We start from the raw sequence: 19,878 nt of genomic DNA on the forward strand, positions 1-19,878 counted from the left end.
CACTTTTTTGACCTCAGTGCTCTTTTTTATTGTTTTTACTTTAAGCTGCGCTTTAATGAAGCAACCCCATCATTAAAAGATAAAAAATTCTGTAAATATTCACTCATACTTTCTATTTGAAATTGCACTTCTTTCATTAAGCTGCCTGAGTTCTAACAATTTTCAATGCTGGCAATATTTCTCTACTTTTAAAGCAAGAACTTCTGGCCTATAGTGCCCTCAATTTGAACATTATTCTCATTCCTCATTTAAGTTCTTCCGGTCTGAATACAAGGTTAGCCCTATGCACACGCCCCTCGATATTAGTCAAAATAAGCCCTTATTATGGCTGATGGCGATTGCATGCGGCTTATGTGCCGGTGCGAACTATTATTGCCAGCCGCTGATTTCATCGATTCAGCAGTATTATCAGGTACCTGAATCACAAGTGGCGCTTACTGTCACTTTTGCTCAAATCTCTTATGCCCTGGGCCTGCTTTTTATTGTGCCTTTAGGGGACATGCTGAATAAAACCAAACTGATCCCTTTCCTCATGCTGGGTGCAGCAGCAGGTTTATTTATTTGTGCCAGTGCAGTGAATCTGCCAATGCTCTGGGTCGGCACTATCATTGCCGGACTGTTTTCCGTAGCTGCACAGATTCTGATTCCCTTGGCCACCATGGCGGTCAAACCGGAAAAAACTGGAGAAGTGGTGGGCTTCCTGATGAGCGGATTACTGGTTGGCATTCTACTTTCGACCAGTATTGCCGGATTACTTTCCGACCTGTTTCACTGGAAAATGATTTATATCCTCAGTGGCATAAGCATGTTGGCCTTAAGTTTTTATTTGAGAGGAAAACTACCGAGCCTGCCACGTCTGAGAATCAGCTATACAGCGATTTTTAAATCTATGGGGATATTACTCAAGCAGGAACCACGACTGGTTTTGCGTTCACTTACAGGCGCCTGTGCTTTTGCTGCCATGAGTATGTTGTTCTCCACCATAGCTCTACTGTTGACGCAGGAACCTTTTCAGCTTTCTGATGTCATGGTCGGACTGGTCACGCTGGTGGGTGTATTTGGCGCACTTTCCACGCAGTTCATTGGCAAATGGGCCGATCGTGGCCATATCAAAACACTGAGCTGGATCGGTTGTTCTATCCTGATGGGAAGCTGGCTGTTTTTATATTTTGGTGCGGTATCCTTGCTCAGTTATATTCTGGGTTATGGACTGATAAATCTGGGGCTCGCGATTACGCACAGCTGTAACCAGAACGTGATTTTCCGCCTGCGCCCGGATGCCAAATCACGGGTCAATTCACTGTATATGACCTTGTATTTTATAGGCGGTGCCTGTGGTTCAGCCTTAGGGGTTTATGCTTGGCATCACGGGGGCTGGAGCATGACCTGTATGACAGGACTTGGGCTAGCTTTGTGCGCTACCTTGTTCGCCCTGCTGGATCAATGGCATCAGGCCCGCATAACTGCATAAGTATTTTGACTATATCTAGCTGACTTGCACCGCCGGATAATAAGGCTTATTCAGATCAAGAGTTTGTGAGTTTTCTAATAAAATACAGATAAAAACCGGCAATAAGGCTGCCAGAATTCGGCAGCTCTCCTCTAATGATTTATAATTCAGCGAGCTGTGATACGTGGCGCCACCCTGCATTATCTGATGGTGCAAGGTAGATAAACGCTGAAATATTCCAGCTAAAATTTCAACAGAATTTCGTTCTTTTAAAGCATTCTCTATATTCTGTTTCTGTGTTTCCAAGTCAACCTGACAGCTTTCCAGGCTAATTTTCTGATGACGATAATCCCAAAAGCTTTGTTCCACATAGGGATTGGCCAAAAGTGAGCAGATCGGCTGGCTGTATTTTTCCCAAAGAATATGATTAATTTTCTGATCCAGATCCTTTTGGCAGAGTGTTTCCAGAAACTGCTGCAGCTTGCTTTGATCTTGAACTAGATCACTCTCATCTGCATAAATCGCCTGAAAGCTGATCCACAGGCTGATAAACTTAAAATCCAGATCCTGATCCAGATCTAGCGATTTTTTAAACCAGCCTAAGCCCCGATGAATTCTTAAATTAAAATGTGCCGAATTTTGTGCTTTATGGCTTTTATAAATTTCCTCCAATAACAACATGATTATTCTCCTTATTTCTAAAATTTTTATCTTCATCTTTCTCCTATCAAAATATACCATTCCAACCTGACTGGGAATTCCAATTTTATTTCTTGTTTCATTCCCTGGATTTACCGGGCTAGCTCAAGTTCGCCGGGTGGTTTTTCTGATTTTATGCTAGTATTACGCCCTCTTTTTGCGACGTCAGCCGATCCAGTTTAAGCCAAAAACCAATAGCTGAGTGATCGCATGAATTGCTTCTTCTTTCTTCCATTTCGTTAAGGCGTGATTTTGAATGACTGATCTGACCACCATTGAAAATAAACTTCAACCACGAATCAGTGTTGCGCCGATGATGGATTGGACTACCAAAGACTATCGTTTCTTTGCACGTCTTTTTAACCCGAATGTGATTATGTACACCGAAATGGTTACTACGGGTGCAATCATTTACGGTGATGCCAAACGTCATTTGGACTTTAATACGGAAGAACAGCCAATCGTGTTGCAACTCGGTGGCTCAAATCCAAAAGATCTCGCCACTTGTACCAAGATGGCACAGGACTGGGGCTATAACGAAGTCAATTTAAATGTAGGCTGCCCAAGTGACCGGGTACAAAATAATAAAATTGGGGCCTGTCTGATGGCGGAGCCTGATCTAGTCGCAGAATGTATTGCTGAAATGCGTCATGCGGTGGATATTCCAGTGACCGTAAAACACCGGATCGGAATTGATGATATGCAATCTTATGAAGAGATGCTGCATTTTGTCGATACCGTGGCCAAAACCGGCTGCAATAATTTTATCGTGCATGCGCGGATTGCCTTATTAAAAGGTCTATCACCTAAAGAAAACCGCGACGTGCCACCCCTACGTTATGAAGATGTCTACCGTTTAAAACAGGATCGTCCTGATCTGCTCATCGAGATCAACGGCGGAATTAAAACCTATGCCGAAACGCTGGAACATCTCAAACATGTGGATGGGGTGATGATTGGCCGCGAAGCCTATCATAATCCTTACTTACTGGCTGAACTGGGCCAACTGTGGAATCTGGATGCACCAGACCGTTTTGACATCATGCAACAGATGCTACCTTATATTGCTCATCGCATCGCCGAAGGTGCACCTTTATCCATTATTACCCGTCATATTTTGGGACTATTCCAGAACTTGCCGGGTGCACGTAAATGGCGTCAGGCTTTAAGCGGTGGTAATGCCAAAACCTTGAAAGATGTAGAAACTGCACTCTTTAATATTCAGGAAGCGATGCAGCGTACCGAAGATTATGTTCGAGAACATCAACAAGTTGAATCCTAAACACAAAAAGCACCGATCATCGGTGCTTTTTTATAGAGATTGCGCATGAGTTATTGCGTATACGCCGTAATATTACCCACCGGAATCGGCTCTTCTTGATAAGAAACATCTTGTAATGCGGGTTCAGCCACTGGTGTGATCAGCGAGCCGGAGACATTCTGGTTTGGTTCATCTACAGGTTCCAGATCATCCAAGGCTGAGGCCAGTTGCTGTAATTCTCGATCCAGTTGCTGACGATATTTTTCAATTTCAATTTCATCAATAAAAGCAAAGGCATCATCTTCAATCGACCAACTATACCCCCCATCCACCTTAAAGACTTTTACATGAATGGGATATTCCTCACCCTGATAATTCAGATGAGAAATAGCCTGAAACTCATTCCCCTGACGCTGGACAATTTTGACCTTTTTCACGGTAAAACGATAGTGTTGATAATCTCGATTGGAATTAAATTCACGTTGCATCTGCGTTTGAATATTTTTGGCCAGCTCATCCATCGAGACAAAATAACTGCATCCAGTCAGACAGGCGACCATCCATAACATCATGATTTTTTTCATAGCGCCCCTCTTTTTTTCTTTCCACTTCCTGCTTATAGCTGATATACGCAGTATTTTTATCTTTGCTTATTCTGTGATCCATTTTATGCTTTTTTGCAAAAACAATAAACAAACGGCGCTTCGATTAAGACTAAATATTTATGGTTTCTATAGTTTTTTTGAATTAATGATAAAAAATCAGCCATAAAAAAACCCTGATGGATTCAGGGTTTTTTCGATACAGATCGTTTTAAAAATCATCATCACTGGATGGATCACGATGTAAGGCATCATGAATGGCTTCGATCAACTGCTGGGCAATTTCCTGCTTGGAGGCTTTTTCCAGATCACGTTTGTCCAGCTGATAATGCTCGGCAAAGAATACCGTCATGGCATTTTCATCCGAAGCAAATCCGATATCTGCACGTGATACATCATTGCAGGCAATCATATCCAGCTTTTTCGCGACCAGCTTTCCGGCAGCATATTCTTCAATATTGCGGGTTTCTGCCGCAAAGCCGACCATAAATGGACGTTTTTCCTGCTGGGCAATGGTGGCAACAATATCCGGATTTTTCACCAAGGCTACATTCAGTTCATCACCAGCTTTCTTGATTTTATGCTCGGCTACTTCTGCCACACGATAATCGGCTACTGCAGCTGTCGCAATAAAGATATCGCAACCATTTTCCAGCATTTGCATGCTTTCATTCAGCATTTGCACGGCAGAAGAAATATTCTTACGTTTCACGCCATTTGGAGTGTCCAGACTGACCGGCCCTGCAATCAGGGTCACATTGGCTCCGGCTGCATAACAGGCTGCAGCCAGTGCAAAGCCCATTTTCCCGGTACTGTGATTGGAAATATAACGCACCGGATCAATCGCTTCGCGGGTCGGGCCTGCGGTAATCGTGACTTGTTTACCCGCAAGCAGGCCAAATTTTTCCGCAATCGCACGTTGAGCTTTGTGAAAATATTCAGTCACCTGTCGGGCTAAATCTTCCGGCTCAGGCATCCGGCCCAAACCTACATCACCACAAGCCTGTGATCCCGCGTCCGGCATGATCACATGCACACCATCTTCGATCAGTGTCGCAAGATTGCGCTGCGTTGCTTTCGCCGCCCACATTTGCTGGTTCATGGCAGGCGCCACCCAGACGGGTGCTTTCGTCGCCAGATATAAAGTACTTAAGAGATCATCAGCCAGACCTGCGGCAAATTTTGCCAAGGTATCACAGCTGGCCGGCGCTACCAGCAACAGATCTGCCCAACGTGCCAGCTCGATATGGCCCATGCCGGCTTCTGCTTCAGTATCCAGCAATTCGGTATGTACGGGATTGCCCGATAAGGCTTGAAAGGTTAAAGGTGTAATAAAAGCCTGTGCACCGTGAGTCATGACGACCCGCACATCAAATCCGGCATCTTTTAGACGGCGGATCAGAATTGCACTTTTATAGGCAGCAATACCGCCAGTGACGGCCAAAATGATATTTTTATGAGGAATTACACTTAGATCAAAGCTCACGAACAGATTACCTCGCTGTTGCAGTGGGGCTCACAATAGCATTAAATAATCGCATTCCCAAGAGATCGGCTTGCGGGAAAACTGATAATTCATAATAAATAAGTCTAATAACTATGCAATTTTCTATTAAAAACTGGCCGGAACAAGAACGGCCGCGAGAACGCCTGATTCAATATGGCGCAGAAAGTTTATCCGATGCCGAGCTACTGGCCATTTTTCTACGCTCCGGTTCACAGCAGCATTCGGCAGTTGATCTGGCGCGGTTGCTGATTCAACATTTTGGTCATTTGACTGCACTACTGGATGCGCCTTTACAGGAAATCAGCCAGTTTCATGGCATGGGCATCAGTAAATATACCCAACTGATGGCCGTCAAGGAACTCGGACGGCGTTACATTGCCGAGCACCTGAAACAGGATGCACTGGAACTCACCAATTCCAAACGGCTGAGAGATTACTTACGTTTTGAACTGCTCGGTGAAACTCAAGAAGTGTTTGCCGTGCTGTGTCTGGATGCCAGTCTAAGAAAAATTGCCTTTAAAAAACTGTTTTATGGCTCCATCAATGCATGTGATATTTCCATTAATCAATTGTTGCGTTATGCCATTAGCCAACAGGCTACTTCCATTGTGATTGCACATAATCATCCACTGGGCCGGCCCTCTCCATCCAAGGCTGACCTGGCATTGACCCGTCAGATTCAACAAGCCTGCCAGCTGGTAGATATTCATCTGATTGACCATTGTATTATCGCTTTGGAGGGCAGTTTTTCCTTTGCTGAGCAGCAACTCATCAAACCAGAAATGCAGTATTGAATAGCACTTGACAAAGCAGGCACAACTCCACAAGATCATGAAAAAAATTGTGATGATTCCAATAAATGATCGTACGTGACCAGCCAACTGTTTTTAAACTGCTGTTTTCCTGGCGGGGGACGATTTTACCTAAAGTTTTACCGCCTTTGGGCGTGGTGATGCTGATGTCAGCCATCATTGGTGGCTTGTCACATATTGGTTATTTTCATTTTCCAGAATTACCGCTGGTCGGATTTACCCTGATTGGAGTGGTACTGTCTATTTTTCTTGGTTTTAAAAATACCGCCTGTTATGACCGCTGGTGGGAAGCGCGCAAACTTTGGGGAATTCTAATTGCCAATTCACGTCATTTTGACCGTGATTGCAGGATGCTGTCCCAAGGTCGCCGTGAGCGTGTGATTCAGCATGTGATTGTCTTTGCCAATGTACTCCGCGATCGCCTACGCCATCAAACAGCCAATCCGACTGAACTGGTTGAAACCAGCGGCATGAGCCAGCAGGCGGTGACCCAACTCTATCAGCAGGCCAATGCGCCGCAATATACCTTAAGCCTGATTCAATGGGAGTTAATGCAGGCGCTTAAAGAAGGTGAAATCTCCGATATCATCTATATGCAGATGAATAATCATGTGGCGGAACTAAGTATTGTCCAGACTGGTTGTGACCGGATTGCGACGACGCCTTTGCCTTTTGCCTATTCGGTCTTGCTCAATCGTACCGTCTATTTTTTCTGTTTTATTTTACCTTTTAGTTTAGGTTCAACGCTTGGTCTGTTTACGCCTTTACTGGTTGGAATTTTGGCTTATACCTTTTTAGGATTAGATGCTCTAAGTTCGGAAATTGAAGAGCCTTTTGGTACTCAGAGTAATGACTTGCCGCTGGACTCGATGGTACGTACGATTGAAATTGAACTGTTAGGGACTTTAGGTAAACCGACGCCACCACCGATTCAGGCTCAAGATCATAATTTGCTTTAATTTATAATTCTCTCCTCGCCCTTTGTTATTAGTAGCGAAGGGAAAATCTTCTCTCAAATGAAAAAGATCGAGGTAAAGGAATGACTAAACAAAACTCTCCCAAATCCCGACCTGCCCCGGTTTAAGACTCGGGACATTGCCCAGTTTAATCCAGGGCATGTGATCGCCATGAAAATCACTGCCAATCGAAACTTTAAGATCATATTCAGTAATCATTCGATCCACCATCTGCCGGGTGGAACTTGGTTCAATCGCCGGTGGCAGCTCGACGGCATCTCCACCAAACTTGGCAAAGATTTCGATCAGGTAGCGGATATTGGTCGCAGATAAATCATATTTGGTCGGATGTGCCAGCACGGCGAAGCCGCCACTTTCATGAATTACCTGAATGGTATCTTCCAGACTCAAGCCATCAAATTTGACATAGGCTTTCTTACCTTCCTTGATGTATTTATCAAAAGCCTGTTGCGGACGCGTCACAATCCCCTTTTCTACCAGCGTTTTGGCAATATGGGTCCGTGTCACCCGATCAGGGATATGGTCGACTTTGACCAGTACATCAGCATAAATATCTTCACCAATTAAAGGAACCAGCAGATCACAAATCTGTTTAGAACGTTCAGCCCGGATTTTCTTTTGCTGATTGAGGGCTTTTTGTAAAGGCTCAGGATTTTGCATATTTAGCGCGACGATATGCACGCCATAGTTTTTCTTGGTGGCAGGACGTGACCATTGGCTGGATATTTCCACCCCGGAAATGATCTTAATCTCATGATTTTTAGCGGCTTCCTCAGCCAATGCCAAACCGTCCATGGTGTCATGATCCGTCAGGGCCAAAGTATGGACAAGTTTTTCCACAGCCGCTTCGACTAATTGCTGAGGACTGAAAGTTCCATCAGAAATATTACTATGTGTATGTAAATCTACGCCGTGCATCTCTATACTATGACATTTATTTGATCAGATTTAGATACTCTAACATGAAAGCACTTTTAGACTTTGTGCCACTCATTATTTTCTTTTATTTATATAAAACTGTAGATCCAAAAGACACTGACCATCAATTGCTGCAATTGATCGGTTCTGCGGGGGGTGTCGACAATAATAATATTCTTGTTGCAACCACAGGTCTGATTATTTCCATGCTGGTCGTCTATGGTGCGTTATTTGTCATACAAAAATTCCGTCTGGACAAACAGCAATGGATTGTCTTGTTTATGACGGTGATTTTTGGTGGCATCACCCTGATCCTTAGCGATGATTTCTATATCCGTCTGAAAGCCGTGTTATTGAATCTGGTCTTTGCAGGTGTATTCTTCCTGTCTCCTTGGTTTAGCAAGGATAAAAAGCCTCTGATCCAGCGGTTATTTGGTCCAGTATTCAATCTTAGCGAAAAAGGCTGGTTCAAGCTAAACTATGCCTGGGTGGCGATGTTTGTGCTGATGTCATTTCTGCATACCTTTTTCGCCTATTTGTGGATGGATGGAAAATATTGGGGCGAATTTACCGCATTCGGTGACATGATAGTGATGTTTTCCTTTATCATTATTCAGTTTATTGTATTGCGCAAATACTTTAAGACCACTGAATAAGTCCAACTACAAACGATTGAGAGTCATCATGCCATTATTCGTCGTTAGCTGTACCGATCGGGAAGGTACAGTTGAAAAACGCCTCGCGATTCGTCCACAACATCTTGCACGTCTGGAACAGTTAAATGCTGAAGGTCGCCTGATTGTTGCAGGTGCCATGCCTAAAGATCCAGCCAATCCACAGGCCGGTTTTTATGGCAGTACCATTATTGTCGATTTTGACAGTCGTGAAGCGCTGGATACATGGCTACAGGATGAACCTTTCTTAAAAGAAGGGGTGTACGAACACATCGATGTCAAACCATTCAATAAAGCATTCCCTCAAGGATAAGGTTCATGCGTGTTGTTACTGCCAGTATCATCGGCCTATGTTTTATGATTTCTCCAGTATGGGCAGTCGAAGTTGCGCCTGCTCCTGTAATTCAGGAAAATCAGACAGCACAACCTCAAGGGACAGCGGCGACTGCCCAAACCCAGTCTACGCCGAAACCTGCCATTATTCCTGCCGTAGCGACTTCTGCCCAGCCAGTGCCACCTGCCGAGAATAAACCTTTAACTGCAGAAGAAATCGCCAAGCTGAAAGCCCAGCAAGAGGCCAAGGTCAAAGCCTTGGTCAAAGATCAGGCCACCCGTTTGCAGCAACTGGAAAAAGCCAATCTGGACGCACTATCGCAAAATCAGGAATTGCAGCTCAAGAATGACAACCTGGGCGTTCAGGTACAGGTGCTGCAAAGTGAACGCAGTGCGCAGATGTTCCTCTACGGTGCAGCAACATTGGCTGTCGGTGTATTGCTCGGCTTCCTAATTGCGAGCTATGTTTATACCAAACGTCGTCGTCAATGGTAAGCTATAGCCCTTCCCGATATCTTTAAGGTTGTACCCGTTTTGTCGCACGCAATTCAAACTGCCGATCTGGATTGGCAATTGGTGGATGGCATTGATGTGCCTGTATCCAAGCAATTTGGTGATGTGTATTTTTCCAAAGACAATGGCTTGCTGGAAACCCGGCATGTCTTTTTAAATGGCAATGATCTCACGACGCGTCTGGCAGATTTAAAACCTTTTGAATATTTCTGTGTCGGTGAAACGGGTTTTGGTACTGGTTTAAATATTCTGGCGCTGTGGCAGCTCTGGCAACAGGTGCGTCCGGATAATCACAGTCATCTGCATGCGATTTCAGTTGAAAAATTTCCTCTTTCCAAAGTTGATCTGATTCGGGCCTTAAATGCCTGGCCAGAACTCAAGCCTTTAGCTGATCAACTCATCTCTCAATATCCGATGCCAATTGCTGGCTGTCATCGTCTCAGTTTTCCTAAAGAACGATTCAGTCTGGATCTATGGCTGGGTGATGCACATGATGTTTTCCCGGTGATTGAAAAAACTGCGCCGGTGAACGCCTGGTTTCTGGATGGTTTTGCGCCTTCCTGCAATCCGGACATGTGGGAAGAAAATGTTTTAAATAATATTGTACGTTTATCCGAGATTGGGACAACTTTCGCCTCTTTCAGTGTTGCTGGCGTTTTAAAACGTGGCTTAAAAAATCATGGGATTTCAATTTCCCGTCCACGTGGTTTTAAGCATAAGCGTGAAATGCTGAAAGCGATCTGGAATCCGGCTGAAGAGACTGAAAGTTCATTAATACAAGAAATCACTCAAAAAAAAACTGAGCGAGATACAGAGACCAATATCAGACCTAGCCAAATCGCTGTGATTGGCGCTGGAATCGCCGGTTTAAGTACAGCCTGGGCATTCGCTCAACGTGGTCATCAAGTCACGATTTACGACCAGTCAGCGCCACTCTCAGGAGGTTCTGGCAATCCACTGGCTTTGCTCAATCCCAAACTCTGTCCGGTTGAGCAAAGTGCTGAACATCTGATGACATTGGCCTGGCAACATGCCTTAAATCATTACCAAAAATTTAAAGCTTTCCGCCCGATTCAGGTCAATCAGCTTGCCTTAAAAAATCCTGAACAGCTTTTAGGATTGGCAGATGAATATCCTGAAGAAATTCTTGCTGTACAAGATACAGAGTCGCAAGAGCTTCAAACTGCATTTCCAAGTTTAAAATTACTAGAAGCTGGCGCGGTTTCTCCTCATCAATTGCGTGATGAAATTCTACAGAATGTAAATATCCGATATAAACAGGCCAAAATTAGCCATATTGAAGCGGCTACAAAACCTCAGCTATTTTCAGATGAACAGGATCTAGGTGAATTTGATCATGTCATTGTCTGTACTGCGCGAGAAACAGCACAATTCTTTGCAGATTATCCGGTTTTGAAACCGATTCGCGGACAGGTCAGTTGGCTAAACAATAAAACTCAGCCTTTAAGTCAAAATATTGCCTATAGCTACGGCGGTTATTGTATGCAACTGGATGCTGAACATCTGATCTTGGGTGCTTCTTTCTATCCAGGTCGGGATGATATCGAGGTGTTAGCAGAAGACCATGTGCATAACTACGAACTGATCCACAGTGTCTTCCCAGAATATGCACAATCATTACCAGCTACCGAGACTTGGCAAGGTCGTGCCTCGGTACGCGCGCAAAGTCAGGATTATTTTCCCCTACTGGGTAAAATGAAAGTGGATGAGGAAATTTACAGCTTTGCCGGTCTCGGTTCTAAAGGTTTTCTGTTTGCGCCGCTCTGCAGTGAAATTCTGGCAGCCCAGATTCTCGGTGAAGCCTGTCCGGTGCCATCCAGTTTAGTAAAAAAACTCAGTGTGACTCGTTTTCAAAAGAAAGTGAAAATGAAGAAACCGTATTTTAAGCTACAAATTTAATTACTATTTTGAATGAGTCCCCCTAAATCCCCCTTTAAAAAAGGGGGGACTTTTCTCTACTTTTATGAATAAATAGAATAGATGTAGCTCCTCCCTTTAGAAAAGGGAGGTTGGGAGGCATTAAATCTCACCCATTAAAAAAGCGCCTTGCGGCGCTTTTTTTTGACAGAATGCTTATACACCCTGTTCAAGCGGTAAGCCTGCATCACGGGCAGCACGAGTACCACCCATCAGAATGACATATTCACGTGAGCTGTCAAAACCCTCTAGTTTTTCCGCAGCACGTGGAGCTTTACTGCCCCCACCACACAAGATGTAAATGGGTTGATCCGCTGACACCTGAGTTAGGCTTTCTGCTGAAAGATCGTTAATGGGCTGATTCACCGCCCCTTTCACGTGTGCTTCAGCAAAAGCACTTGAATCGCGTACATCCCAGATAATTGCATTTTCTGGGAACTCAAATGTTGTAATTTCTTGTTTACGGATCATTGCGCACTCCTTTGATGTAAACAACACTTGGCAAATGAAGAAAACATCCCTAGCATCTCAGATATTCTTTCCCTTTGTAAAGGTCTAAACTATGCCTTCTTTCGATATTGTTTCTGAATTAGAAATTTTTGAAGTAAATCATGCAGTCCAAAACACCCAAAAAGAAATTGCGACCCGCTTTGATTTCCGTGGTCAGGACGTTTCTATTGAACTGAATGAAAAAAACAAGGAAATCAAAATCTCGACTGAAAGCGATTTCCAGTGTGAACAAGTCTATAGCATGCTGGAAAGTCATTTCTTTAAACGCAAAGTCGATATTCAGGCGCTTGATCCACAAAAAATGACGGCTTCTGGCAAAAATGTGATTCAGGTCATCAAGCTTAAAGATGGTCTTGACTCAGATACCGCAAAAAAAATTAATAAAGCCATTAAAGAAAGTGGGATTAAGGCGCAATCTTCTATTCAGGGCGACAAGATTCGTGTGACTGATAAAAAACGCGATACCTTGCAGCAAGTAATGGCATTCTTGAAAGAACAGCAATTTGGTTTGCCTTTACAGTTCAATAACTTTAAAGATTAAGACCATCCTGTGTCTTGAAGAAGGAATTATGACGCATCGCAATCGACTGACCAAACTGGTGAACGCCACTTCCAAATTACCACAAGGTATACGCAGTACTTTATTGAGTAAAACCTTTGGCCGGATCGTTCCTATGGTCGGCTCTGCCAAGATTCGTTATGAGGAAATGAGTGCGTCCAAAGTGGTAGTAAGTATGGCCAATCATAAAGCCATGCAGAACCATATCGGACAAATCCATGCATGTGCAATGGCCCTGCTGGCAGAAACAGCGACCGGCTTTGTGACGGCAATGAATGTTCCGGATACAGCAATTGTACTGATCAAAAGCTTAAAGGTTGATTTTAAGCGCCCGACACGCGGTGCCATGACTGCTGTTGCTACGCTCACGTCGGAGCAGCAAGCCCTGATGCAAAACTCGGATAAAGGTGAAACCCTGGTTCAGGTCACCGTCACGGATGAATCAGGTGAAGCCCCCATTCAATGTGAAATGCTCTGGGCTTGGATTGCCAAAGATCAGCTGAAAAAATCATCATAATTTCTGCAATAAAAATCCCGGCTCTGATTGCCGGGGTTTTTATTTTAAGCCGTTTATTGGGCGAGCTGTGATTCCAAGAACTTCTGTTTCGCTTCGTCTGGAATAAGACGCTTGTTACCTTTCACATCGACAGCAACAAAGGTAAACACACCTTCAGTCACCCGAATTGGTGGGCGTGAATCATCATGACTGTCCCAAACCTCAATTTCCATTTGGATAGATGTTTTTCCAACTTTGAGAATTTTGGTATAACAACTAATCACGTCCCCGACTTTTACCGGTACCAGAAAAGTCATCTGGTTAATTGAAATCGTGGCACAACGCCCCTTTGAAAATCGTTCTGCGTGAATCGCGCCTGCTAAGTCCATTTGTGAAACGATCCAGCCACCAAAGACATCACCACTCCAGTTGGTATCTGCAGGCATTGCGATCGTCTGTAGGGAAAGAATCCCCTCTGGTCTTACTTGAGAATCTGACACTTTCACTCCAGGCATTTGAATTAGGGTTGGGTATTTAACTGCTGATCAAGCCATTTTTGCAGCTCGCTTGACCGTAATGCACCGCTTATTCTAGCAATTTCGTTGCTTTTATTCATCAACACCAGTGTCGGAATACTGCGAACATTAAATGCAGAACTTAAGCGCGGATTCGCTTCTGTATCAATTTTTGCAAAAACCACATTTGGATATTGTTTTGCGACAGTTGCAAAATGCGGTGCCATCATTTTACAGGGACCACACCATTCTGCCCAGAGATCAATCAGGATTGGCAAGTCACTATGCGTGACAAACTGGCTAAAATTCTGTTCATTCAGCTCAATCGGTGCCAGTGGAATCAGGGCTTGATGACATTGACCACAAGCAGGGTTGGCAGTGAGTTTATCTTCAGGGACACGGTTTTTGGCCAGACATTCCGGACATACAATAATCATCTAGCGCACTCCAATATGTTGATGTAAGAATTCTAATTGGGTCGAAACTGCTTTTTCAAACCATTCCCCATGATAAATATCAAAATGCCGGATATTCCACTCATGATATTGCACAAATGGTGCAATATTGGTCGCAGTTTCCCGACTCGATTCAATGGGAATCAGACTATCCAGTTTTGCCGCAATAAACAGTACTGGAATGTTGATCTTTCTTACTTCCTGAATCGGTCGATAGCGCATCAGTTTAAAGAATGCCCGTGCAGGAATATGACCACTCCAGTAATAATCCGGATTGACAATCGACAGATAACCTTCATAACTGTCCTGTGTCGGCATAAAACATAGCTCATGCGGATCAACTACAGGTAAGGTTTTTGGTGCCATACCAACCTTGGCCCCCATATAATCCTGACTGGAAACTTTAAGCGCCTTGGGGAGTTGCTGTAAAGGATATAGTTGGGCACTTTCAGCCCCATCGACAAAAGGCACCTGTACCATCGCCGCCTGAATATTTTTCAGCTCTGCTGCAAGTGTCAATACATGCCCACCACTTAAGGCCGTACCCCAGAGCACGATCCGTTTACTGTCAATCGATTTGCGTTCCTGAATATGTCTGATCATGGTTCGCCAGTCATCGAGCTGGGCATTGATCGACACCAGTTCACGTGGACGCCCAGTGCTGCCGCCCCAATAGCGATAGTCAAATAAAACCACCGCATAGCCGGCACTGGCAAAACGCTGGGCATATTGCACCAGTTTAAATTGACGTAAGGCCGCCAGACCATGAGCCATCAGGATTACGGCCGGTTTTTCTATATTTTTAGGCCGATAAAAATCTGCAGCAATCACTTCCTGACCGCTTTTGACATACAGTGGTTCAACTGTATAAGCCTGCATACGCGCTCCATTGCGTTATCTTATGGTTATCATCATTTATAAAAATTTCAGAACAGGTTCAGCATGTTTTCAGCTTAATGCTATCATAAAGCATATCGATATAAATGAAATGATGGAGTGGCGTCATGAGCGAAAATGTAGGTTTTGCTGGTCAAATTGGTCCAGAACACGTAACTCAAGTGGTTGAGAAAGGTTTTAAATCGATTATCAACAACCGTCCGGACATGGAAGGTGGTTCCGAGCAGCCAACCAGTGCACAAATCGAGGAAGCTGCACGCAATGCCGGTCTGGATTATGTATTCCAGCCAGTAGTAGCCGGTCAGATTACTGAGCTTGATGTACGCACTTTTGCCAATCATTATAATGAGTTGCCAAAACCGATCTTAATGTTCTGTCGTACTGGAAACCGCTCGAATAATTTATATCAGTTGGCAAAACAGATGGATCTGCTGGATGACTAAGTCGTTTTGGAAAGGTGTGGTACTGGCAACCTATTTTAGCTGTATTACACCTGTTTTTGCTGCACATGATCTTAGCCGTGCGCTGACTTCTACGGTGAGTGTCACGGGGCAAATGACACCAAGCAAGTTTCAGCAATTGATTCAGCAAGGTTTCAAATCTGTAATTGTAAACCGTCCTGATCAGGAGACTGGTAATAATGTCACGGTGAGTCAACTACGCTCCATTGCGGAGAAATCTCAAGTGAGTGTGATTTATCAGCCTATGGTGAGTGGCCAGCTTTCTCAGGCTAATATTGAAGAATTTGCTCGATATTATAATGAACTGCCTAAACCAATTTTGATGGTTTGTCGAAGTGGTACACGTTCTGCGGCCTTGTTTAATCAGGCTAAATCTCAAGGATTAATTCATGAGTAAGTTATTGATTATTTTATATTGTAGTTTGGCTTTTACAGCTTGTAGCTCGATGAATCTAAAGCCGACTGTGGGTGTAAGTGTGGGAACTTCGATTTAATTTTTTAAACTCCCATAAAAAAACAGCGCCGAAGCGCTGTTTTTTATACAAATATAATTTCTATTGATAATCTACATAAATTGTTGATACTTTACTATCTGGCGAAGAAACAGAAACTTTCAACGTATCTCCTACCGCACATTCTTTTAGACGATAGCCATAATAACTTTGATTACTATCTTTGAAAGTGCTTGGTGTCAAAAGATCAAAGACATTTGCGACAGGTGAACTTCCTGTTGCTAACTCTGCAGTACAAGATAAATTATTAGCTTTTGTATTATCCTCAGGCGTAACACTTATTGTGGTACCTGTTGGCATAGGCACACTTTGAGCGCTATTTCCATACATATTAAAAGACAATAAACTTCCACTTGCCTTTACATTAGTAAAGGTTGGTGTATTTTCAGCAAATGCAAATAATAATTGCTGACGGATGACCGTATCTAAATTATCGTCACATGTGTCTGCGATATTCGGCTGTCTAATTGTAGATGGAGCACAGGTCGCTTTGTTTCCTAATACCGCACGATTATAAAGAAATTCACCAATACCATAATCTTTGTTATATTGATTATCCTCGTTATCGTCACGGAAAAAGCTACCAATATTACTAAGAAGTCGATCTACGCCTTTAGTATAAAGATTATCGCCATCTAAATCTGTAAAGCTTTTATCACCCTCAACATAAGCCAATACAGTCACACGATTATCTAAAGGACGAGGTTCTTGTGTTGTTAGAGTTACAGAACATACTCCTTGGACTGTTGAACAATTAGGTTCAACCTTCCCTCCCTCAGAAACAAAGCTAATTACTGTACCATCTGGAACAGGGTTCCGTGTACGATCAACCATTCTCGCTGTAATAGTTGCAGTGTCACCATCAATTACATTCTGTAATGAATTTTTAGATACTGATAAACTTAATCCATCTTGAGTTACTCGACCAATGGATACAGATACATTTTTAGATACAGCCGAAACATTTTTGTCTGAAACTAAAGTTGCTCTTATCTCTACAGGCCCAGGTTTATCTCCTGGATAAAGATTCACAATCACTTTACCATTTGAATCACTTTTTATAGTTTTGTTATTTTGATTTCCAAATGATACGAACGATAAATCTTCTGGTGCTTGTACTTTCTCAATCAAAACATCTTGATCTGCTATAGGTACACCATTTGCATACAAAGTAAATTCAATTTGACCAGATGATGCTGAGCCACTTTTTCTAATCCCCAAATTAACTTTATTAGATGTATATACTAGTGAATTAGCTTCAAGTGCCTTAATACTGACATCAATTCCAACTTCTGGGATATTTAAACCTGTTGCCGAAATTTTTTGTGTTCCTGTACAAAGCTTTCCATCTGTACCAATCGCTTTATAAGTTGTCGTAACATTTCCTTGATTTGATGAAACAACTGTAGCAGGTTCAAATTTACCACATGGTGCAGTGAATTCGACATTGACATTATTCTGATTGACTTTTGTATTTGCATCTTGCGTTTTTAACGTGATATTTGTTGAACCACCAGATTCTAATTGAGTACTAGCTGCCGTTAAATCGACTAAAATAATATTGGTTGCTTGAAGTGAGAAATTAAGTGCTGGTGTTGATGCTTCGGTACCATCAAAATCTGCAACTGCGGAAATTTGATAGGCACCATTGGTATTTAAGTTTTCAGGTTTAACTGAGATACTCGCTTCACCATTTGTATTTGTTAAAACAGCACCATTGGAACTACCTAAAACAACACCACCAGTCACTGTAAATGTAACTAATGCACCACTAATTCCTTTACCCGACTGATCAGTTACTTTGACTTGAGCGCTCACACCTTCTGCAGCGATTGCCTGAGTAAAGTTACCATTTCGATCAATCAATTGTATAGTACTAATATTAACAGATTTTACTTCTTCACCTGTGCTAGGGTTCGTAGTAATATTTCCAGAACTAGAGCCATCATTATTATAGTAACCATCACTTCCACCGCCCCCGCAGCCTGCTAACATTAGTGCTAAAGTAAGAGTAGATAATTTAATACCTAATTGTTTACTAATCATTTAAATCCCCAAGACCCTCTATTATAGAGTTTGTTATCAATCTTTATTCATTATGCGATATGTAATCATAGTTAAGCATTTATGTAAATAAAGGTAAGCTAAATGTTTTGTATGCTAGCTTATATTCATAAATTGATTTCAATAAGAGCAATTAATGTACGACCTCATCATTATCGGTGCAGGCACTGCAGGGATCAGTGCTTATAACGAAGCCATCAAATACACCCAAAATATTTTAATTATCAATGATGGATCGTGGGATACGACCTGTGCACGTGTAGGTTGTATGCCAAGCAAACTGCTAATCTCTTCTGCAAATCGCATGCATGATATTCAAACTGCTGAAGAACTTGCTTTAAAGCATAACGCTGTCATTGATACTTCAGATGTTATGCAACGTGTGCATGTCCTTAGAGAACGTTTTATTCGTGCAACCTTGAAAGGTGTCGATCAATGGGACAGCTCACATAAAATTTCCGGAAAAGCCAAATTTATTGATCCCCAAACGATCGAAGTCAATGGACAATCCTATCGGGCCAAAAGTTTTATTGTCGCTGTAGGTTCACGCCCTAATATTGATGAAACTTTAAAGCAACAATTAAAAGAAAAATACATCACTTCTAATGAAATATTTGAATTTTCCCAATTACCCAAATCTTTAGCAGTGATCGGGAGTGGCATCATTGCAATTGAATTAGCTCAAGCCATGCAACGCCTGGGTGTACAAACCACAATGTTTGCGCGTAGTCAAAAAGTAGGTGCTTTAACTAGCCCGATCTTACAAAAACTGGCACAAGAGCAATTAAGTAAAGAACTCAATATCAAATTTAAAACCTTACCAGATGAGATTGAAATCCAAGCTGATAAAATAATAAAGATTAACTTTACAGAAAATGATCAGACTAAGAGTATTGAAGTTGAATATGTCTTAGGTGCCACAGGTCGGCAAAGCAATATAGATCGTTTAGGTCTAGATCAACTCAATTCAACATTTAAGGACATCAAAAACCTTCCTATCGATAAAGAAACCAAACAACTTGCAAACCTACCTATATTTATAGTCGGTGATGCCGCTCCTGATGCACCCATTCAACATGAAGCCGCGCTTACTGGTAAACAGGTTGTTCATAACTGCTTGAATTATCCCGAGGTAAAACCTATTTCTGCCTTAATCCCATTGGCGATTGTATTTTGTCATCCTGAAATGGCGATTGTCGGAAAAAGCTTTAAACACCTAGAAGATCAACAAATTGAATTTATTCGGGGATTCGTCTCTTATGAAAATCAAGGACGTGCACTGGTTCTGGCAGAAGACTCAGGTGGAATAGAAGTTTATATTGCTAAGAAATCAGGTAAATTACTTGGTGCAGAACTCTTCTGCTCCCAAGCAGAACATCTGGCCCATTTACTGGCCTGGATGATTGATGCTGACCAGGATATTTATCAGATCTTAAAGAAACCTTTTTATCATCCGACTTTGGAAGAAGGACTCAGAACTGCATTTAAACATGCTCGACGTCAGTTTGATAGCTTGTCATAAAAAAGTTAAAGAGTTGCAAACTATTACTCAGTAAAGTTAGCTACCGCTCTATCTTAATATTGAACCCTGTATTAGATTAACTTTATATATCTCAAATACAAGATGATTATTCCACATAAAAAAATCCCCCTCTGCCTTGGCGGAGGGGGATTTCGAATAATGAGCTGGCGATGACTTACTCTCACATGGGTAACCCCACACTA

Annotated in this window: 22 protein-coding genes; 13 read left to right on the plus strand and 9 right to left on the minus strand. The window is 42.6% G+C overall.

Features of this window, described 5'->3' with window-relative positions:
* Positions 1 to 283 precede the first annotated feature (283 nt).
* A complete protein-coding gene (locus tag NI455_RS10560; protein ID WP_253114066.1) occupies positions 284 to 1,471 on the plus strand; it encodes an MFS transporter in 1,188 nt (395 codons plus the stop codon).
* A 15-nt stretch (positions 1,472 to 1,486) separates the two neighbouring features.
* Here the strand turns inward: NI455_RS10560 and NI455_RS10565 are convergent, their stop codons facing one another.
* Positions 1,487 to 2,131 carry a hypothetical protein gene (locus NI455_RS10565; protein ID WP_253114069.1) on the minus strand — a complete coding sequence of 215 codons (645 nt, stop codon included), beginning with the start codon at positions 2,129 to 2,131 and terminating at the stop codon, positions 1,487 to 1,489.
* Positions 2,132 to 2,405: 274 nt separating this feature from the next.
* Here NI455_RS10565 and dusA point away from each other — a divergent pair, with 274 nt between their 5' ends.
* The gene (gene dusA / locus NI455_RS10570; protein WP_420909177.1) at positions 2,406 to 3,431 is read left to right on the plus strand and encodes a tRNA dihydrouridine(20/20a) synthase DusA; all 1,026 of its coding nucleotides are present in this window, start codon (positions 2,406 to 2,408) and stop codon (positions 3,429 to 3,431) included.
* 50 nt (positions 3,432 to 3,481) lie between these two features.
* On the opposite strand, the gene NI455_RS10575 is transcribed toward dusA, so the two are convergent.
* On the minus strand, positions 3,482 to 3,994 hold the full coding sequence (locus NI455_RS10575; RefSeq protein WP_026056560.1) for a hypothetical protein: 513 nt from the start codon (positions 3,992 to 3,994) through the stop codon (positions 3,482 to 3,484).
* A gap of 229 nt (positions 3,995 to 4,223) precedes the next feature.
* Positions 4,224 to 5,498, minus strand: coding sequence for a bifunctional phosphopantothenoylcysteine decarboxylase/phosphopantothenate--cysteine ligase CoaBC (gene coaBC / locus NI455_RS10580; protein ID WP_253114072.1), 1,275 nt, complete (start codon positions 5,496 to 5,498; stop codon positions 4,224 to 4,226).
* A 113-nt stretch (positions 5,499 to 5,611) separates the two neighbouring features.
* On the opposite strand from coaBC, the gene radC reads away from it, so the two are divergent.
* Positions 5,612 to 6,313 carry a RadC family protein gene (gene radC / locus NI455_RS10585; RefSeq protein ID WP_253114075.1) on the plus strand — a complete coding sequence of 234 codons (702 nt, stop codon included), beginning with the start codon at positions 5,612 to 5,614 and terminating at the stop codon, positions 6,311 to 6,313.
* A gap of 65 nt (positions 6,314 to 6,378) precedes the next feature.
* The gene (locus NI455_RS10590) at positions 6,379 to 7,290 is read left to right on the plus strand and encodes a bestrophin family protein (RefSeq protein WP_004733710.1); all 912 of its coding nucleotides are present in this window, start codon (positions 6,379 to 6,381) and stop codon (positions 7,288 to 7,290) included.
* Between the two features lie 84 nt (positions 7,291 to 7,374).
* Here the strand turns inward: NI455_RS10590 and NI455_RS10595 are convergent, their stop codons facing one another.
* On the minus strand, positions 7,375 to 8,226 hold the full coding sequence (locus NI455_RS10595; protein ID WP_086044474.1) for a PHP domain-containing protein: 852 nt from the start codon (positions 8,224 to 8,226) through the stop codon (positions 7,375 to 7,377).
* Positions 8,227 to 8,270: 44 nt separating this feature from the next.
* On the opposite strand from NI455_RS10595, the gene NI455_RS10600 reads away from it, so the two are divergent.
* Genes NI455_RS10600 through mnmC form a run of 4 tightly spaced genes read left to right on the plus strand, consistent with a single transcriptional unit; the run spans position 8,271 to position 11,666 of the window.
* Positions 8,271 to 8,882, plus strand: a complete 612-nt coding sequence (locus NI455_RS10600) for a septation protein IspZ (protein ID WP_253114078.1) — start codon at positions 8,271 to 8,273, stop codon at positions 8,880 to 8,882.
* A 28-nt stretch (positions 8,883 to 8,910) separates the two neighbouring features.
* Positions 8,911 to 9,213: a YciI family protein gene (locus NI455_RS10605; protein ID WP_004281605.1), complete on the plus strand. Its 303-nt coding sequence runs from the start codon at positions 8,911 to 8,913 to the stop codon at positions 9,211 to 9,213.
* Positions 9,214 to 9,218: 5 nt separating this feature from the next.
* Positions 9,219 to 9,728, plus strand: coding sequence for an SH3 domain-containing protein (locus NI455_RS10610; protein ID WP_253114081.1), 510 nt, complete (start codon positions 9,219 to 9,221; stop codon positions 9,726 to 9,728).
* 39 nt (positions 9,729 to 9,767) lie between these two features.
* Complete coding sequence (gene mnmC, locus NI455_RS10615; RefSeq protein ID WP_004281603.1) at positions 9,768 to 11,666, plus strand: bifunctional tRNA (5-methylaminomethyl-2-thiouridine)(34)-methyltransferase MnmC2/FAD-dependent 5-carboxymethylaminomethyl-2-thiouridine(34) oxidoreductase MnmC1; 1,899 nt, start codon at positions 9,768 to 9,770, stop codon at positions 11,664 to 11,666.
* A gap of 174 nt (positions 11,667 to 11,840) precedes the next feature.
* On the opposite strand, the gene NI455_RS10620 is transcribed toward mnmC, so the two are convergent.
* Positions 11,841 to 12,155: a rhodanese-like domain-containing protein gene (locus NI455_RS10620; RefSeq protein WP_005101788.1), complete on the minus strand. Its 315-nt coding sequence runs from the start codon at positions 12,153 to 12,155 to the stop codon at positions 11,841 to 11,843.
* Between the two features lie 91 nt (positions 12,156 to 12,246).
* On the opposite strand from NI455_RS10620, the gene NI455_RS10625 reads away from it, so the two are divergent.
* A complete protein-coding gene (locus NI455_RS10625) occupies positions 12,247 to 12,735 on the plus strand; it encodes a YajQ family cyclic di-GMP-binding protein (RefSeq protein ID WP_004281601.1) in 489 nt (162 codons plus the stop codon).
* A gap of 28 nt (positions 12,736 to 12,763) precedes the next feature.
* A complete protein-coding gene (locus NI455_RS10630; RefSeq protein WP_253114082.1) occupies positions 12,764 to 13,270 on the plus strand; it encodes a DUF4442 domain-containing protein in 507 nt (168 codons plus the stop codon).
* A gap of 53 nt (positions 13,271 to 13,323) precedes the next feature.
* Here NI455_RS10630 and NI455_RS10635 read toward each other — a convergent pair whose 3' ends face one another.
* From NI455_RS10635 to NI455_RS10645, 3 genes are read right to left on the minus strand one after another with little or no spacing between them, the layout of a single operon-like run.
* Positions 13,324 to 13,764, minus strand: a complete 441-nt coding sequence (locus NI455_RS10635; protein WP_494399505.1) for an acyl-CoA thioesterase — start codon at positions 13,762 to 13,764, stop codon at positions 13,324 to 13,326.
* Positions 13,765 to 13,769: 5 nt separating this feature from the next.
* Positions 13,770 to 14,201 carry a thioredoxin TrxC gene (gene trxC / locus NI455_RS10640; RefSeq protein ID WP_085064696.1) on the minus strand — a complete coding sequence of 144 codons (432 nt, stop codon included), beginning with the start codon at positions 14,199 to 14,201 and terminating at the stop codon, positions 13,770 to 13,772.
* On the minus strand, positions 14,202 to 15,098 hold the full coding sequence (locus NI455_RS10645) for an alpha/beta hydrolase (RefSeq protein ID WP_085064695.1): 897 nt from the start codon (positions 15,096 to 15,098) through the stop codon (positions 14,202 to 14,204). It abuts the gene before it with no gap.
* A gap of 125 nt (positions 15,099 to 15,223) precedes the next feature.
* Between NI455_RS10645 and NI455_RS10650 the strand changes: the two genes are divergently transcribed.
* Both NI455_RS10650 and NI455_RS10655 read left to right on the plus strand, forming a co-directional pair.
* The gene (locus NI455_RS10650; RefSeq protein ID WP_004281596.1) at positions 15,224 to 15,559 is read left to right on the plus strand and encodes a protein tyrosine phosphatase family protein; all 336 of its coding nucleotides are present in this window, start codon (positions 15,224 to 15,226) and stop codon (positions 15,557 to 15,559) included.
* Positions 15,552 to 15,974: a protein tyrosine phosphatase family protein gene (locus NI455_RS10655; protein WP_253114083.1), complete on the plus strand. Its 423-nt coding sequence runs from the start codon at positions 15,552 to 15,554 to the stop codon at positions 15,972 to 15,974. Before NI455_RS10650 ends, NI455_RS10655 begins: the two co-directional genes overlap by 8 nt.
* A 157-nt stretch (positions 15,975 to 16,131) precedes the next feature.
* On the opposite strand, the gene NI455_RS10660 is transcribed toward NI455_RS10655, so the two are convergent.
* Entirely contained in the window at positions 16,132 to 18,135 is a 2,004-nt protein-coding gene (locus NI455_RS10660; protein ID WP_253114084.1) for an Ig-like domain-containing protein, read from the minus strand.
* A gap of 154 nt (positions 18,136 to 18,289) precedes the next feature.
* On the opposite strand from NI455_RS10660, the gene NI455_RS10665 reads away from it, so the two are divergent.
* Entirely contained in the window at positions 18,290 to 19,675 is a 1,386-nt protein-coding gene (locus tag NI455_RS10665) for a dihydrolipoyl dehydrogenase (RefSeq protein ID WP_253114085.1), read from the plus strand.
* The last annotated feature ends 203 nt before the right edge of the window (positions 19,676 to 19,878 follow it).

The sequence above is a fragment of the Acinetobacter lwoffii genome, from assembly GCF_024129435.1.
In the GTDB taxonomy this organism is placed as follows: domain Bacteria; phylum Pseudomonadota; class Gammaproteobacteria; order Pseudomonadales; family Moraxellaceae; genus Acinetobacter; species Acinetobacter lwoffii_F.